The sequence below is a fragment of the Kitasatospora sp. NPDC098663 genome (assembly GCF_044760075.1).
GTDB lineage: Bacteria > Actinomycetota > Actinomycetes > Streptomycetales > Streptomycetaceae > Kitasatospora.
On the sequence record NZ_JBIWAP010000002.1, the window covers coordinates 40,571 to 55,459 of the forward strand.

Below are 14,889 nucleotides of genomic sequence, written 5' to 3' on the forward strand. Positions count from 1 at the left end.
GCACCACGGGATCCACCCGCACCAGCCGATCCGTCATCCCGACCCCGCCCTGGCACGAGGGGGAGACAAACCGTGAGCATGTTGACTCCCCAAGGCCTCAAGGGGAAGCAGTACCGCGTCACCGGCAACGCCTATCCACGACTCGGCCGGCCCCCGAGGAAGAGCCGCAAGGTGATCTCCGGGCTCGCGACCCTGCTCGCCCTGGCCCTGATCGGCCTCGGCGGCGTCCAGCTCTACGACATCTTCAGCGGGAAGAACAAGAACTCCTCCGCCCAGGCCTGCGTGACCCCGTCGGGCAAGCCGCTGGCCGCCCCCTCTCCGGGCGCCACGCCCGGTGCGACCGGCGACTCCGGCGCCCCCGCCGCCCCGGGCGACCCGCACGCCATCCCGCAGCCGGCCGGCGTCACGGTGAACGTCTACAACGCCACCACCAAGGGCGGCCTGGCCGGCCGGACCGCCGAGGAGCTCAAGAAGCGCGGCTTCACCATCGGCAAGGTCGGCAACGCCCCCGCCGAACTGGACAAGAAGGTGCCCGGCACCGCCCAGGTGATCGCCGGCCCGGCCGGCGCCGGCGCCGCCACCCTGCTCGGCTCGCAGATCGCCGGGGCCACCACCACCGCCGACGCCCGCACCGACGGCACCGTGGACTTCGTGGTCGGCGACAGCTACAACGCCCTGCTGGACGAGACCCAGGCGGCCGCCGCCCTCGCCCTCGCGACCAAGCCGTCCCCCACCCCGACCGCCACCGGCAGCTGCTGAGGCCGGTCGTCCCGCGCAACAGGAGAGCCCCCCGGCACCGCGCCGGGGGGCTCTCGTCCGTTCGGGGGATTCGCTCAGCCGGCGGTGCCGTACAGGCGGTCGCCCGCGTCGCCGAGGCCGGGCACGATGTAGCCGTTCTCGTTGAGCCGCTCGTCCAGGGCGGCGGTGACCACGGTGACCGGCAGGCCGGCCAGCTCGCGCTTCATCACCTCGACGCCCTCGGGGGCGGCCAGCAGCACCACGGCGGTGACGTCGGTGGCGCCGCGCTCGATCAGCATCTTGATCGCCGCGACGAGGGTGCCGCCGGTGGCCAGCATCGGGTCGAGCACGTAGACCTGGCGGCCGGAGAGGTCGTCCGGCATCCGGGTGGCGTAGGTGGAGGCCTCCAGGGTCTCCTCGTTGCGCACCATGCCGAGGAAGCCGACCTCGGCGGTCGGCAGCAGTCGGGTCATCCCGTCCAGCATGCCGAGACCGGCACGCAGGATCGGCACGACCAGGGGGCGGGGGTAGCTGAGGCGGGTGCCGAGCGTGACCGCCACGGGGGTGGTGATCTCCACCTCGTCGGTGCGGACGTCCCGGGTGGCCTCGTAGGCGAGGAGGGTCACCAGCTCGTCGGTCAGGCGACGGAAGGTCGGCGAGTCGGTGCGCTCGTCGCGCAGGGTGGAGAGCTTGTGGGCCACCAGGGGGTGGTCGACGACGTGGAGACGCATGTATCGAGGTTAGCCCGGGTCTGCACGCCTGTACGACTCGCCGCGTGCCGACCGCCCCGTCGCCGGGGTGCACCCGGCCGTGGTGCCCCGCTGATGTCCGGACGGAAGCGCCTCCTGTGGTATCAACCGGGCTGATCTGGGAATGTCACGTCTTATGACGAGCAACCCGAACGCCGGGGACGGCTCGGCGGACGAGCCCGCAGGCCGGTCGGGCAATCGCCCCGGCCCGCCACAGGACCCCCCGGAGACCGAGGCGGACCGCCGCAGACGACGGGCCGTCTTCCTGCGCGAGCTCACCGAGGCCCGCGAACTCCGGGAGCGGGTCCAGCCCCGGCGGACCAAGGAACGGCGGATGCGTGAGGCCATGCGGATGCGAACCTTCCGGATCTGACCAGGATCCGAAGCGGTTCCGGCGCGGCTCCCTCCGCGGCTCCCCCTGCGGCTCCGCCGACCGGCCGGTCCGGATCCGGCGGGCCCCGGGCGGTGGCGCCGGCGCCGCACCGGCCGCCGGCCGGCCCTTCCGACACGACCTGCAAAGACGCGCTGCCGAACACCCCCCGCAAGGGCGGGCTTTCTGTCACGATTCCGATGGGACGGTCCGAACGAGCGGACCGCCTCTGGCGCGGGGGCGGCCAGATTTTCGCGTTGCCCGAGCGCGCCGACAGCCGAGACCGAGATCTTGGGAGTGTCCCTGGTGGCGTACTTCGCTGCAGTGCTTGCTCGCACCGAGGACGGGTGGGATGTGAGCGAGACGGAGCTCGACGACGTCGAAACCCTCGCCGACCTGACCGAACTGGCCCGCGACTCCACGCAGGACGACGACAGCGTCCTGATCTTCATCGAACAGGAGGACGCCTGGTTCGCCATCGTCCGGGTGGACGGCGAGGAGGACCCACGGATCTTCGTGTCCGACGGCGCCGCCGCCGCCCGCAGCTCCTACGGCTCCGTCCTCACCGACGAACTGGTCGACCAGGCCGGTGAGAGCGAGTTCGGCGACCTGGACCACCTGGTCGTCGAGCTGGAGGAGGACGAGGAGGCGCAGGAGCAGGACGAGGACGCCCGCGGCGGCGTCCCGGTCGGCCCGCTCGGCGACGCCCACCTGCTCACCGAGTTCGGCCTGGCCGCCGAGGAGCTGCTCGCCCTCAGCGGCGAGGGCGCCGTCCCGGGCGACGCCCTGGAGGAGATCGCCGAGGCCCTCGGCTGCGGCGAGGTCCTGGAGGCGGTCCGGTAGCGGGCGGTGACCAGGCCGGTGCCCGCCGCCGGATACCCGACACTGGATGCCATGCAGTCCGCATCCGCCCCGCAGGCCGTCCCCCGCATCGCCCCCCTGCCCGCCCCCGTCCGCCCCGACCCGGTCCGTGACCGCTGGGCGGCGCCGATGCGCCTCGCCATCGCCGAGGCCGCCCTGGCGCCGGCCACCGGCGACGTCCCGGTCGGGGCGCTCGTCCTGGGCCCGGACGGCGAGGTGATCGGGCGCGGCCACAACGAGCGCGAGGCGGTCGGCGACCCGACCGCGCACGCCGAGGTGGTCGCGATCCGGCAGGCGGCCGAACGGATCGGGGAGTGGCGGCTCGGCGGCTGCACCCTGGTCGTCACCCTGGAGCCCTGCACGATGTGCGCCGGCGCCATCGTGCTGTCCCGGATCGACCGGGTGGTCTACGGCGCCCTCGACGAGAAGGCCGGCGCGGCCGGCTCGCTCTTCGACGTGATGCGCGACCGCCGGCTCAACCACCGCCCCGAGGTGGTCTGGGGCGTCCTCGCCGACGAGTGCGGCGAGCAGCTGCGCGAGTTCTTCGAGTCCCACCGCTGACCCCCGGCGCCGACTTCCGCCGCCGGCTCTCCCGCCGGCCGCCCGGCCATACGGATTTCGTGACCGCGCCACCCGTCCGGTAGAGTTCCCCTCGGTAGCGTGTCCGAGCGGCCAAAGGAGCACGCCTCGAAAGCGTGTGTGGGGGCAACTCCACCGTGGGTTCGAATCCCACCGCTACCGCCGTAAAGCCCGAGGGCCCGTCCGATCCGGACGGGCCCTCGGCGTTTCCGCGCCCCCTCGAACGCGAAAAGGGCTCCGTACTCCGGGCTGATGACCACCAACGCCCGGAGAGTACGGAGCCTGGAAAGGGGGAGCGGCTCGGGGGGACGACCGCTCCCCCGGCGGAGTCCCACAACCGGCGCCGCGTCGGGGGGAAGCCGCGGCGCCCGGTCCCACAGCGGGGAGCTCCGGATCCACGCACCGGGGATTCCTGCCAGATCCTCGGCACGTCTCCCATCCTGCCGCCCGGGCCGCTTCCGGGCATCCGGAGAAAGGCCCCACTCACGGGGACCTTCGTCCCGCCGGGCGAACGCGTCGCACACTTGATAGCCCGTCCGATGGATAAGCTGCTTCCGCAGGGCCGCTCGGGGACCCGGATGGCGGCGGCCCACAGCAGGAGAGGACGACACCCGATGGCGCAGGCGAAGAAGATCGGCATGGCCCTCCTGCTCATCTTCGTCCTCTACTCGATCATCAGCTCGCCGGCCCGCTCCGCCCAGCTCGTCCAGCTCGGCTTCGAGGGCATCTCGAACGCGGCCAAGGCGGTCGGCACCTTCATGACCGGACTGATCAAGTAGCCGTCCGGTCGCGTAGGGCCCGTCGTCCCACCCCGGCGTACCGGCTACGGTGTGCGGGACCCTCTGTCCCCGTCCGCGAGGAGCGGCAATCGTGATCCGGCATCTGGTCCTGTTCAAGCTCAACGAAGGCGTCGGCAAGGACGACGAGCGCGCGCTCGCCGGCGCCAAGGCGTTCGCCGAGCTCGGTCCGCTGATCCCCGAGCTGCGCGAGTGGGAGTGCGGCTGGAACACCACCGAGCGGGACATCGCCCACGACTACGCGATCAACAGCCTGGTCGAGGACCGCGACGCCCTGCACGCCTACCTGACCCACCCGGCCCATCAGGCCGCGGCCGGTCAGTGGCGCGAATTCGCCACCTGGGTGATCGCCGACATCGAGGTCTGACACCCGAGGCACCCGGGTCCGTCCCTCGGACGGCCCGTCGCGCCCCGTCCGGCCACCGGACGGGGCGCCTTGCTCCGCCCCGGAACGATCCGTGCGGCGCCTGGGCGGGAAGCCCGGTGAAGCCCCGACCCCGCACCAACACACCTCCGCCGGGTGCTTGCCCGACCTGCGCCCGCCTTGTGATGCTATGACCGGTTTTGCCGGACATGGCGAGGTGGTGAAGCAGCCGCGACACCCGATCCGCAGGGCCCTTCGTTACCGACTGAGGGAGGGGTGGCGTGTCCGACGAGGTACTGGCGTCGATCATCAGCCCGGCCGGCGAGCTCCGCCCGGACGGTCTGCGCGGCCCCGGCGGCCGCCCCGCGGTGGACGTCCGGACGCTGACCCGGGTGCTGTTCGAACGACTCGCGGAGCTGCCCCCGGGCACCCCCGAGCGGGAGCGCGTCCGGGCCGCCCTGATCGAGGTGAACATCCCCCTGGTCCGCTACGCGGCCACCCGCTTCCGCAGCCGCAGCGAGCCGATGGAGGACGTCGTCCAGGTCGGCACCATCGGCCTGATCAACGCGATCGACCGCTTCGACCCCACCCGCGGCGTCCAGTTCCCCACCTACGCACTGCCGACCATCCTCGGCGAGATCAAGCGCTACTTCCGGGACAACGTCCGCACCATGCACGTCCCGCGCCGGCTCCAGGAGCTGTGGGTCCAGGTCAGCGGCGCCATGGAGGAGCTGACGGTGCTGCACGGCCGGGCCCCCAAGGTGCCCGAGATCGCCGCCAGCCTGCGGATCCCCGAGGAGGACGTCCGGGCCTGCCTGGACGCCGGGCGGGCCTACAACGCGGCCTCGCTGGAGGCGGCGCAGGAGCACGAGGGCGGGCTCGCCCTGCTGGACCGGCTCGGCTACGAGGACTCCGCGCTGGCCGAGGTCGAGCACCGGGACATGGTCCGCCACCTGCTGGTCCAGCTGCCCGAGCGGGAGCGGCGGATCGTGATGCTGCGGTTCTTCGCCAACCTGACCCAGTCGCAGATCAGCACCGAGCTGGGGATGTCCCAGATGCACGTCTCGCGGCTGCTCTCCCGCATCCTGACGAGGCTTCGGACCGGCAACTCCTGGGAAGACTGAGATTGCAGCGCGTTACCCTCGCGTGACATCTTGCGACGTTCGGGTTTGCCGTGCACCGTGTTCCGGTATGGAGGGGGAGGGCCCCCGCCGGGAACCTCCGTGCGACGGCCCCCGTTCAACTGTCAGTCACAAGGGGGTGGGCGCATGTCCGGAGAGCTGGGCACTGCGGAGATCCACGCTGGTCAGGCCAACGGTACGGCTGTCGCCGAGGACCGGATCCCGCTCCAGCGGGTCCCGGCCGCCGCGCCGCCCGGGCCCGAGACGCCGCCCGGCTCCGGGCTGGACACCCGGACGCTGTCGCGCTCGCTGTTCCTGCGGCTGGCCGCCCTGGAACCGGGCAGCGCGGAGCACACGTACGTCCGCGACACCCTGATCGAGCTCAACCTGCCGCTGGTCCGGTACGCCTCGGCGCGCTTCCGCAGCCGCAACGAGCCGATGGAGGACATCGTCCAGGTCGGCACCATCGGCCTGATCAAGGCGATCGACCGGTTCGACCCCGAGCGCGGGGTGGAGTTCCCCACCTTCGCGATGCCCACCGTGGTGGGCGAGATCAAGCGCTTCTTCCGGGACACCAGCTGGTCGGTCCGGGTGCCCCGGCGGCTCCAGGAGCTGCGGCTGGCGCTCACCAAGGCCGGTGACGACCTGTCCCAGCGGCTGGACCGCTCCCCCACCGTCGCCGAGCTGGCCACCTGCCTGGGGGTCAGCGAGGAGGACGTGGTCGAGGGCCTCGCGGTGGGCAACGCGTACACCGCCAGCTCGCTCGACTCCAGCCCCAGCGAGGAGGACGGCGACGGACCGCTGGCCGAGCGGCTCGGCTACGAGGACCTCGCGCTGGAAGGCGTCGAGTACCGGGAGTCGCTGAAGCCGCTGCTGGCCAAGCTGCCGCCGCGCGAGCGCCGGATCATCATGCTGCGGTTCTTCGGCAACCTCACCCAGTCGCAGATCGGCGAGGAGATCGGCATCTCCCAGATGCACGTCTCCCGGCTGCTCACCAGGACGCTGACCCAGCTCCGTGAGGGCCTGATCAGCGAGGGCTGACAGGCCCGGGGAAGCCACCCGTCGCCGTCCCGGCAGACTGCGCGTCAGCCTGCCGGGACGGCGTCGTCCATCGCCCGGCCGGCCACTGCGGCGGCGCGCTCCCAGCGGGCCGAACTCGTCGGTAATGACATGGTTCAGGCCATCACTGCACAGGGCCACGGCGCACCGCGGCGCCCGCCCGTCGACCGTCCAATAGCCGCCGGGATCGCGGTCGTTGAGCGCACCGCGTAGTCCTGGACTGCGCCCGACCAGCACCGTTCGACCGGCTCCGGCGCCGCTTTCCGCCCGGCCCCGATTGCACCGGACTCGGTCCGCCGATCGACCGTGCGAGCACCTCCATTGCATATTCGGACTGTCACATGGCACAGCGGTGCCCGATATTGCATGAACCTGCCCAAGGCGTCGGCAAGATGTGCAAGAGTGTCATGCGCGACGACGACAGTGTAGGTGTCCGGTGGTCCGCCCAAGCCGCACGGGCGGTAACCAGGTGTAGCTCTCAGCTTCCGCTTTTTCATTCTCAATTCATTATTTGCATGGCCGGTCCGGTTCCGGTCACAATCGGCGCCTTCATGGCTTCGCCATGAACGTTGGTAACAGGTTCGCTGCACTCTCGCCCAATTGGTCCCTCGCAGAGGCCCCCCTCGACCAGGATGGGCGCCGGGCAGCCTGCTGCCCGCGAACAGCTACAGGGCAGGCGAGCGCTGAGCAGCGAGGCGCCTACCCAAGGGGAGGATCACCATGGGTCGAGCGACCCGAAGAGTTGCCGCGTGCGCGGCGGCAGTTCTGCTGGCCAGCGGCCTGCAGACCACCCTGGCCCACGGCGACACGCCGCCCAGGATCGACCTCACCATCCTGGTCATCGACGACGGAGGCCCGTCGGTCGCGGCGATCACCGCCGAACTCAAGAACCAGGGCACCCCGTACAAGGTCGTCAACCTCAACGACACCAACCGTCCCATCATCAACTCGGCTTTCCTGAGCGACACGGTGAACGGCCAGCCCCGCGGGAAGTACCAGGGCATCGTCCTTCCCAACGAAAACCCCTTCCCCAACAGTGCGGCCGAGATGACGGCCATCGCGGGCTACGAAGCCGCATTCGGAATCCGGCAGATCGACGCGTACACGTTCGCCAGTCCTGCGGTGGGGCTGAACTACGCGGTGAATCCCGGTTACTACGGCACGCTGGACGGATTCCAGGGCGCCACCACCACGGCCGGCACTTCGGGCCCGTTCGGGTACCTGAAGGGCAGCGTGCCGTTCGAGGACAACGACCCGACCGTCAGCGAGAGTTACGGCTACCTGGCCACACCTCTGGCCAACCTGCCGGCCGGCGCCTCGTTCGTCCCCCTGGTCGACGCCGCGATCCCGAGCACCACCTCGCGCGGCTCGCTGGTCGGCGAGTACACGCACGACGGCCGCAAGGAACTGGTCGTCACGTTCGTCTACAACCAGTACCAGCAGCAGTACCGCCTGCTGGCCCGCGGCATGGTCGACTGGATCACCCAGGGCGTCCACCTCGGCTACGACCGCAACTACTTCGCGGCCCACGTGGACGACGTCTTCCTGGCCGACGACCGCTGGGACACCGTGCTCAAGTGCACCCCCGGCGACGTCACCTGCCCGCCCGGCACCCCGGACACGGCCAACCCGATCCGGATGACGCCGGACGACGCCCAGCACCTCAAGCAGTGGCAGACCGCCAACAACTTCACCCTGGACATGGTGTTCAACGGTGGCGGCAGCGAGGACTGGAAGGCCGACCACCAGACCACGGTGGACCCCACGGCCAACCAGATGATCGCCGACCAGAACAGCTACCGCTGGGTCAACCACACCTACACCCACCCGTACCTGGGCTGCGTCCAGGACGTCACCGTGGTGCCGTGGCGCTGCACCAAGGACTCCTCGGGCAAGACCGTCTGGACCGACCAGAACACCATCTCGGGCCAGATCAAGGACAACTTCGACTGGGCCGCCAAGAACGGCCTCAAGGTCGACCCGCAGGCCCTGGTCACCGGCGAGCACTCCGGCCTGCTGACCGCACCGCAGGAGACCAGCGACAACCCGAACCTGGCGCCGGCGCTGGCCGCCAACGGCATCAAGTTCACCGGCAGCGACGCCTCCCGCGAGCCCGCCCAGCGGACCGTCGGCTCGTCCACGCTGACCGTGCCGCGCTACCCGATGAACGTCTTCTACAACGCCGGCACGGCGAAGGAGGAGGCCGACGAGTACAACTGGATCTACACCAGCAAGGCCAACGGCGGCAGCGGCGTCTGTGAGAACAACGCCAACTCCACCTGCCTGACGCAGCCGCTGGACGTCAACACCGGATTCCAGTCGTACATCGTGCCGCTGGAGGCCCGGATTGACCTCGGGCACGTACTGAGCAACGACCCGCGGCCGCACTTCATCCACCAGTCGAACCTGTCCGAGGACCGGATCCTCTACCCGGTGCTGGAGAAGATCCTCGGCACCTACCGGTCGCTGCACGCCGACAACACCCCGATCGTGAACCTCGGCGAGCGCGAGATCGGCCAGGAGTTCCAGCGCCGCGCCGCCTGGAACTCGGCCATCGCGGCAGGTCAGGTCACCGGCTACCGGGTCGGCAACACCGTCACGGTCAACGCTCCGGCCGGTGTTCAGGTCCAGGCCACCATGCCGACCGGAACTTCTCAGAAGCTGGTCATCGGATCGACCGCCTTCGGTTCGTCCTACGCCGGTACGATCTCTGGTTGGGTGTCCCCGGGCACCCTGCAGAGCAGCGTCTCCCTGCAGCTCCCCTCGGCCGGCACCCCGGCCGCCCCGGCCGCCGTCGCCCCCGGCGTCGCGGCCAAGTCCGTCCCGGCCCCGGCCCCGGCGGACAAGAAGGTCGTCCCGCAGGGCGTCGCCACTCCCGTTCCGGTGGGCCCGAGCGACACCGGTCGTACCAGCGCCCCGACCCTGGTCCCCGGTAGCGGAAACCCGGTGCCCGGCAAGGACGTCGCCACCGACGGCAACGGCGGCACCGCCGCGGCCGCCAAGAGCGGTAAGGCCACCGGGGGGGCGGCCTCGCTCGGCACCAGTACCACCGGACGCTCCGGCAACCGGTAGCCCGCAGCACCCGATGGCGGGGCCGGGCCGGTCGCCCGGTCCGGCCCTGCCTCGGGTCCCGTTCCGGCCACCCAGACCGGACACCGAAGCAAGGAACAGGAGGGGGGACAGGAGATGCGCGTCACCCTGCTCACCGAGGGGACGTATCCGCACCAGCACGGCGGTGTGAGTGTCTGGTGCGACCAGCTCGTTCAAGGCATGCCGGACGTCGACTTCGACGTCATCGCCGTCACTGGTACCGGCCAGGAACCGCTGGCCTGGGAGCTGCCCGCCAACGTGCGGTCGGTCACGACCGCACCGCTGTGGGGCCCGGCCTCCGAGGCCGGACCGCCCCGCGGCAAGGAGATGCGGCGCTTCCTCAACGCGTACGAGCGCTTCCTCCACTCCATCCTCGATCCGGTCTACACCACCCACTTCGGCACCGAGCTGTACGGCTTCGCCGACCTCGCCCGGCGCGGGCTGCTCAGCCCGGCGCTGCGCAGCGAGCGCGCCCTGCGCACCCTCCAGCACGTCTGGACCCGTGACTACCTGCCCACCGCCGTCTCCCGGCCCACCATGCACGACGCCCTGAACGCCACCGACCTGCTGGAGCACGCCCTGCGGCCGCTCTCGGTCGAACCGCCCACCGGCGGCGTCGCGCACGCCGCCAGCGGCGGGCTGGCCACCCTGCCGGGGCTGATCGCCGCCCAGCAGTACGGCGTACCGTTTCTGCTCACCGAGCACGGCATCTACCTGCGCGAGCGCTACCTCGGCTACCGCACCGGCCCGTACCGCTGGCCGGTCAAGGCGCTGCTGCTCGGCTTCTACCGGATGCTCGCCGAGGAGAGCTACCGGCAGGCCGCGCTGGTCACCCCCGGCAACCGGTACAACCGGCGCTGGGAGGAGCGCGGCGGCACGCCGTCCGCCCACATCCGCACCGTCTACAACGGCGTGGACCCGGCGGCCTTCCCGCCCGCCGGGCCCGAACCCGAGACGCCGACCCTCAGCTGGGCCGGCCGGGTCGACCCGATCAAGGACCTGGAGACGCTGATCCGGGCCTTCGCCATCGTCCACCGTGAGATCCCCGAGGCGCGGCTGCGGCTCTTCGGCGGAACCCCCAAGGGCGGCGAGGCCTACCGGGACGGCTGCATAGCCCTGGCCGCCGAACTCGGCATCGCCGACTCGGTGGCCTTCGAGGGCCGCGTCGCCGACATCACCGACGCGTACGCGGCGGGCAACGTGGTCATGCTCTCCAGCATCAGCGAGGGCTTCCCGTTCACCCTGATCGAGGCGATGTCCTGCGGCCGCGCGACCGTCTCGACCGACGTCGGCGGCGTCCGCGAAGCCGTCGGCGACACCGGACTCGTCGTCCCGCCCCGCGAACCCGAACCGATGGCGGCCGCCGCGATCGAGCTGCTGCGCGACGCCGAACGGCGCGCCCGCCTGGGCGAACAGGCCCGGCTGCGGGTCATCGAACAGTTCACGCTCCGCCAGAACATCGACGGCTTCCGGGGCATCTACACCGAACTCCTCGGCACCGCGCGCTGGATGCCGGACGGCGTGGTGGCCGTCACCGACCAGACCCCCACCACCGACTGGGACCAGCAGCTCGCCGCCGCCCAGCCCCAGCACAGCGAGGTGGGCGCGTGAACGAGCGGAGCAAGAGAACCATCGACAGGTGCGTGTACCGCGCAGCGGCCGCCGAGCCCGGCGGGGTGGAAGCATGAGTGGGCCCCTGCGGCTCGTGGAGGACGAGGGCGGCTCCGAGCGGACGATGCAGCTGCGCACCCTGCCGCTGAAGCGCCGCCGTCCCGCCGGCCCGGCCCAGCCCGAGCCCGAGGAGCAGCTCGACCTCTCCGCGGACCCGCTGGACGAGCTCGCCGAGCGGCTGCACGACATCTGCGCCGATGCCGTCCACCCGTACGAGATCGCCGCGTTCCTGGAGTCCGACGGCCTCTCCGACGAGCAGGCCGCCCTGCTGTACGGCCGCCCCGACTCGTTCACCCTCGCCGAGGAGCTGTTCGAGAAGGTCGAGCGCCGCTATCCCGGCCCGAGCTCCGAGTTCGCCAACCCGTGGCGGGCCGACCCCTGGCGCTGCGTCGTGCGCGGCCTGGTGTTCGCCCTGCCCGGGCTCGGCTACCTGCTCGGCGCCAACCTGTTCGCGGCCACCCGGATGCGGTTCGGCCTGCCCTCCGGCATGCTCGCGCTGTCCGTCGCGACGCTGGTCAGCTGGGGTTTCAACCAGGCGCTGGCACACCGCTCGTACCGCTGGCTCGGCCGGCTGCGGCGCCGCGAGGCCGCGGTCTGCCTGGCCCTCGGGGCGCCGCTGGGCGCCCTGGTCGCGTCCGCCGCGGCGTACGTGGTCGGCGGGCCGCTGGGCGCGCTCCTCTTCGCCGCCGGGCAGTCGCTGTACCTGGGCGCGGCCACCGTCCTGCTGGTGCTGGGGCGGGAGAAGTTCCTGCTGCTGGCCCTGGTTCCGGCCTCGGTGGGCGCGGGCGTGGTGCTGGCCGCGGACGTCCCGCAGGTCGTGCGGACGGTCGTGCTGCTCGTCTCGCTGGTGCTGGCGGTCGGCCTGGCCGCCCGGGAGCTGCTGTTCTGCATCCGCGGCAGCGAGAAGGAGTCCGTCGAGCTGAAGCTGCCGATCCGCCAGGAGGTCCCGCACCTGCTGTTCGGCCTGGCCTGCGGCACCCTCACGCTGATCGCCGGTCTCGGCGAGACCATCCACCAGGCGGTGCAGACCGGTGCCGCGCACGGCGCGAAGGCCACCCCGACCGGACCGGCCATGATCGCGCTGACGCTCAGTCTCGGCCTCGCCGAGTGGCTGCTCTTCCGCTACCGGGCGATGGCCGTGGCCGCGCTGCGCACCAGTCACACCAGCGGACAGTTCACCCGCCGCACCGGCGGGATCCTGCTCGGCTGCCTGTTCATCTACCTCACCACCGTGGCCGCGCTGGACGCCGCCACGACCGTGCTGTGGCCCGGCGCCCCCGCGCTCGGTGTGCCGCAGCTCGGCGCGATGCTGCTCCTCGGCGGCTCGCTCTGGCTGGCGCTGCTGCTGAACGCCTTCGGGTTCAGCTGGAGCACCGCCCTCATCTGTCTGGCCGCCGCGGGTGCCGAGAGCGCCGGGCTGCTGACCGGTGCGGATCCGATCGTCCTGCAGCTGATCGGCTGCGGGGCGGCCGCCTTGCTCCTCACCGCCATCGCCGGGCCTGCGCTCGGCCGCACCACCCAGCACCGCTGAACACCGAAATCACGCACGCCCAATTCGCGTGCACCGCTGGACCCGCTCCACCCGAACACGCTCCACAACGCGCTTCACCGAACACGCTTCACCGAACACGCTCCACGGCACAACTGAACCACCACCGGCCGGTCGCCACCGGGAGTCCGGCCGTTCCCAAAATCGAGAGAGCGAATCACGCATGAGCAGCGTCGCGGTCACCGGAGCCGAGGGCTTCATCGGCTCCCACCTCGTCGAGTCCCTGGTTGCCGACGGGCACCAGGTCCGGGCCATGGTCCAGTACAACTCCTTCTCGTCCTTCGGCTGGCTGGAGACCCTGCCCAAGGAGGTGCTGGACTCGGTCGAGATCGTCCTCGGCGACGTCCGGGACCCGGGCTCGGTCAACGGCCTGGTCAAGGGCACCGAGGCGGTCTACCACCTGGCCGCCCTGATAGCGATCCCGTACTCCTACCTGGCCCCGCACTCGTACGTCGACACCAACGTCACCGGCACTCTGAACGTGCTGGAGGCGGTGCGCCACCAGGAGATCCCGCGCCTGGTGCACACCTCCACCAGCGAGACGTACGGCACCGCGCAGACCGTGCCGATCACCGAGGACCACCCGATCAACACCCAGTCCCCGTACGCCGCCTCCAAGGCCGGCGGGGACCGGCTGGCCGACAGCTACCACGCCAGCTTCGGGACCCCGGTCGTCACCCTGCGCCCGTTCAACACCTTCGGCCCGCGCCAGTCGATGCGCGCCGTCATCCCGACCGTGATCGCCCAGGTCGCCGCCGGCGAGACCGAGATCACCCTCGGCGACCTGCGCCCGACCCGCGACTTCATGTTCGTCAAGGACACCGCGCACGCGTTCCGCACGGTCGGCACTGCTCCCGCCGAGACCGTGGTCGGCAGGACCTTCAACGCCGGCACCGGCGGCGAGATCTCGGTCGGCGACCTGGTCTCCCTGGTCGGCAAGCTGATGGGCGTCGACCTCCTGGTGAAGGAGGACGAGCAGCGCATCCGCCCGGCCAACTCCGAGGTCATGCGCCTGGTCGCGGACGCCACCCGGCTGCGCGAGGCCACCGGCTGGGCCCCCCGGTTCACCCTGGAGCAGGGCCTGGAGCAGACCATCGAGTTCTTCCGCGACCCGGCCAACCTGGCCCGCTACAAGACCGACATCTACAACGTCTGACCGCCGCAGCGATCAGTGCCCGTCCTGGTAACCAAGGTTCGTGTCCTGCACATCCTTTCCGTGGGGGAAACACCATGCATGCAGTGATCCTGGCCGGCGGTAAGGGCGTCCGCCTCCGCCCGTACACCACCGCGCTTCCCAAGCCGCTCGTCCCGATCGGCGACCAGCACGCGATCCTGGAGATCGTGATGCGCCAGCTCGCCGCCGCGGGCTTCAAGACCGTCACCCTGGCCATCGGCCACCTCGGCCACATCATCCGCGCGTACGTCGGCAACGGCTCCCAGTGGGGGCTGCGGGTCGGCTACGCGGTCGAGGACAGCCCGCTCGGCACCATGGGCCCGCTGCTCACCATGCAGGACCGCCTGCCGGAGCACTTCCTGGTGATGAACGGCGACATCCTCACCGACCTGGACTTCGCCGGGGTGCTCCAGCACCACGAGGCGTCCGGGGCGCCGCTCACCATCGCCACCTACGCCCGTCAGGTGAAGATCGACTTCGGTGTGCTGACCGCCGAGTCCGGCAGCATCACCGGCTTCCAGGAGAAGCCGAGCATCGACTACCGCGTCTCGATGGGCGTGTACGGCGTGTCCCGTTCGGCACTCGCCACGTACACCCCCGGCCTGCCGCTGGGCTTCGACGAGCTGGTGCTGGACCTGCTCGCCGCCAAGACCCCGCCCGCCGCGTACGACTTCGGCGGCTACTGGCTGGACATCGGCCGCCCGGACGACTACGACCGGGCGAACGCCGAGTTCTCGTCCATCCGACCGGTGCTGATGCCCTTCGAG

13 protein-coding genes, 1 tRNA gene and 1 pseudogene are annotated in these 14,889 nt (G+C 71.2%); 14 read left to right on the plus strand and 1 reads right to left on the minus strand.

Going from position 1 to position 14,889, the window contains the following annotated elements; genetic code table 11:
* The first annotated feature begins 78 nt into the window (after positions 1-78).
* A complete protein-coding gene (locus ACIQVZ_RS02265; RefSeq protein ID WP_402446874.1) occupies positions 79-759 on the plus strand; it encodes a LytR C-terminal domain-containing protein in 681 nt (226 codons plus the stop codon).
* A gap of 74 nt (positions 760-833) precedes the next feature.
* Here the strand turns inward: ACIQVZ_RS02265 and upp are convergent, their stop codons facing one another.
* Positions 834-1,469 (minus strand): uracil phosphoribosyltransferase, encoded by a 636-nt coding sequence (gene upp / locus ACIQVZ_RS02270; RefSeq protein WP_350876411.1) that lies wholly within the window; start codon positions 1,467-1,469, stop codon positions 834-836.
* Positions 1,470-1,623: 154 nt separating this feature from the next.
* Here upp and ACIQVZ_RS02275 point away from each other — a divergent pair, with 154 nt between their 5' ends.
* The 13 genes and pseudogenes from ACIQVZ_RS02275 to ACIQVZ_RS02335 all read left to right on the plus strand — a co-directional run.
* Positions 1,624-1,860 carry a hypothetical protein gene (locus tag ACIQVZ_RS02275; protein ID WP_063348632.1) on the plus strand — a complete coding sequence of 79 codons (237 nt, stop codon included), beginning with the start codon at positions 1,624-1,626 and terminating at the stop codon, positions 1,858-1,860.
* A gap of 303 nt (positions 1,861-2,163) precedes the next feature.
* A complete protein-coding gene (locus ACIQVZ_RS02280; protein ID WP_350876414.1) occupies positions 2,164-2,700 on the plus strand; it encodes a tRNA adenosine deaminase-associated protein in 537 nt (178 codons plus the stop codon).
* A gap of 51 nt (positions 2,701-2,751) precedes the next feature.
* Positions 2,752-3,279 (plus strand): tRNA adenosine(34) deaminase TadA, encoded by a 528-nt coding sequence (gene tadA, locus ACIQVZ_RS02285; RefSeq protein ID WP_350876416.1) that lies wholly within the window; start codon positions 2,752-2,754, stop codon positions 3,277-3,279.
* Positions 3,280-3,372: 93 nt separating this feature from the next.
* Positions 3,373-3,459 (plus strand) — tRNA-Ser (locus ACIQVZ_RS02290).
* Between the two features lie 452 nt (positions 3,460-3,911).
* On the plus strand, positions 3,912-4,076 hold the full coding sequence (locus ACIQVZ_RS02295) for a hypothetical protein (protein ID WP_167745863.1): 165 nt from the start codon (positions 3,912-3,914) through the stop codon (positions 4,074-4,076).
* A gap of 91 nt (positions 4,077-4,167) precedes the next feature.
* Positions 4,168-4,461: a Dabb family protein gene (locus tag ACIQVZ_RS02300; RefSeq protein WP_350876419.1), complete on the plus strand. Its 294-nt coding sequence runs from the start codon at positions 4,168-4,170 to the stop codon at positions 4,459-4,461.
* A gap of 338 nt (positions 4,462-4,799) precedes the next feature.
* Positions 4,800-5,582 (plus strand): RNA polymerase sigma factor SigF, encoded by a 783-nt coding sequence (locus tag ACIQVZ_RS02305; protein WP_244293642.1) that lies wholly within the window; start codon positions 4,800-4,802, stop codon positions 5,580-5,582.
* Between the two features lie 144 nt (positions 5,583-5,726).
* On the plus strand, positions 5,727-6,620 hold the full coding sequence (locus tag ACIQVZ_RS02310; RefSeq protein ID WP_350876421.1) for an RNA polymerase sigma factor SigF: 894 nt from the start codon (positions 5,727-5,729) through the stop codon (positions 6,618-6,620).
* Between the two features lie 738 nt (positions 6,621-7,358).
* Positions 7,359-9,710, plus strand: coding sequence for a hypothetical protein (locus ACIQVZ_RS02315; RefSeq protein ID WP_402446467.1), 2,352 nt, complete (start codon positions 7,359-7,361; stop codon positions 9,708-9,710).
* A 114-nt stretch (positions 9,711-9,824) separates the two neighbouring features.
* Positions 9,825-11,339 (plus strand): GT4 family glycosyltransferase PelF, encoded by a 1,515-nt coding sequence (gene pelF, locus ACIQVZ_RS02320; protein ID WP_350876425.1) that lies wholly within the window; start codon positions 9,825-9,827, stop codon positions 11,337-11,339.
* A gap of 73 nt (positions 11,340-11,412) precedes the next feature.
* Positions 11,413-12,930 carry a hypothetical protein gene (locus ACIQVZ_RS02325; RefSeq protein ID WP_350876427.1) on the plus strand — a complete coding sequence of 506 codons (1,518 nt, stop codon included), beginning with the start codon at positions 11,413-11,415 and terminating at the stop codon, positions 12,928-12,930.
* Between the two features lie 181 nt (positions 12,931-13,111).
* Complete coding sequence (locus ACIQVZ_RS02330) at positions 13,112-14,104, plus strand: GDP-mannose 4,6-dehydratase (RefSeq protein WP_350876429.1); 993 nt, start codon at positions 13,112-13,114, stop codon at positions 14,102-14,104.
* A 74-nt stretch (positions 14,105-14,178) separates the two neighbouring features.
* A pseudogene (locus ACIQVZ_RS02335) lies at positions 14,179-14,880 on the plus strand (NDP-sugar synthase); the annotation flags it as partial.
* Positions 14,881-14,889: the final 9 nt, after the last annotated feature.

Coding starts and splice junctions, on each gene's coding strand:
- ACIQVZ_RS02265 (WP_402446874.1), top strand. CDS start 79: ATGTTGACTCCCCAAGGCCTCAAGGGGAAGCAGTACCGCGTCACCGGC.
- upp (WP_350876411.1), bottom strand. CDS start 1,469: ATGCGTCTCCACGTCGTCGACCACCCCCTGGTGGCCCACAAGCTCTCC.
- ACIQVZ_RS02275 (WP_063348632.1), top strand. CDS start 1,624: ATGACGAGCAACCCGAACGCCGGGGACGGCTCGGCGGACGAGCCCGCA.
- tadA (WP_350876416.1), top strand. CDS start 2,752: ATGCAGTCCGCATCCGCCCCGCAGGCCGTCCCCCGCATCGCCCCCCTG.
- ACIQVZ_RS02295 (WP_167745863.1), top strand. CDS start 3,912: ATGGCGCAGGCGAAGAAGATCGGCATGGCCCTCCTGCTCATCTTCGTC.
- ACIQVZ_RS02310 (WP_350876421.1), top strand. CDS start 5,727: ATGTCCGGAGAGCTGGGCACTGCGGAGATCCACGCTGGTCAGGCCAAC.
- ACIQVZ_RS02315 (WP_402446467.1), top strand. CDS start 7,359: ATGGGTCGAGCGACCCGAAGAGTTGCCGCGTGCGCGGCGGCAGTTCTG.
- pelF (WP_350876425.1), top strand. CDS start 9,825: ATGCGCGTCACCCTGCTCACCGAGGGGACGTATCCGCACCAGCACGGC.
- ACIQVZ_RS02325 (WP_350876427.1), top strand. CDS start 11,413: ATGAGTGGGCCCCTGCGGCTCGTGGAGGACGAGGGCGGCTCCGAGCGG.
- ACIQVZ_RS02330 (WP_350876429.1), top strand. CDS start 13,112: ATGAGCAGCGTCGCGGTCACCGGAGCCGAGGGCTTCATCGGCTCCCAC.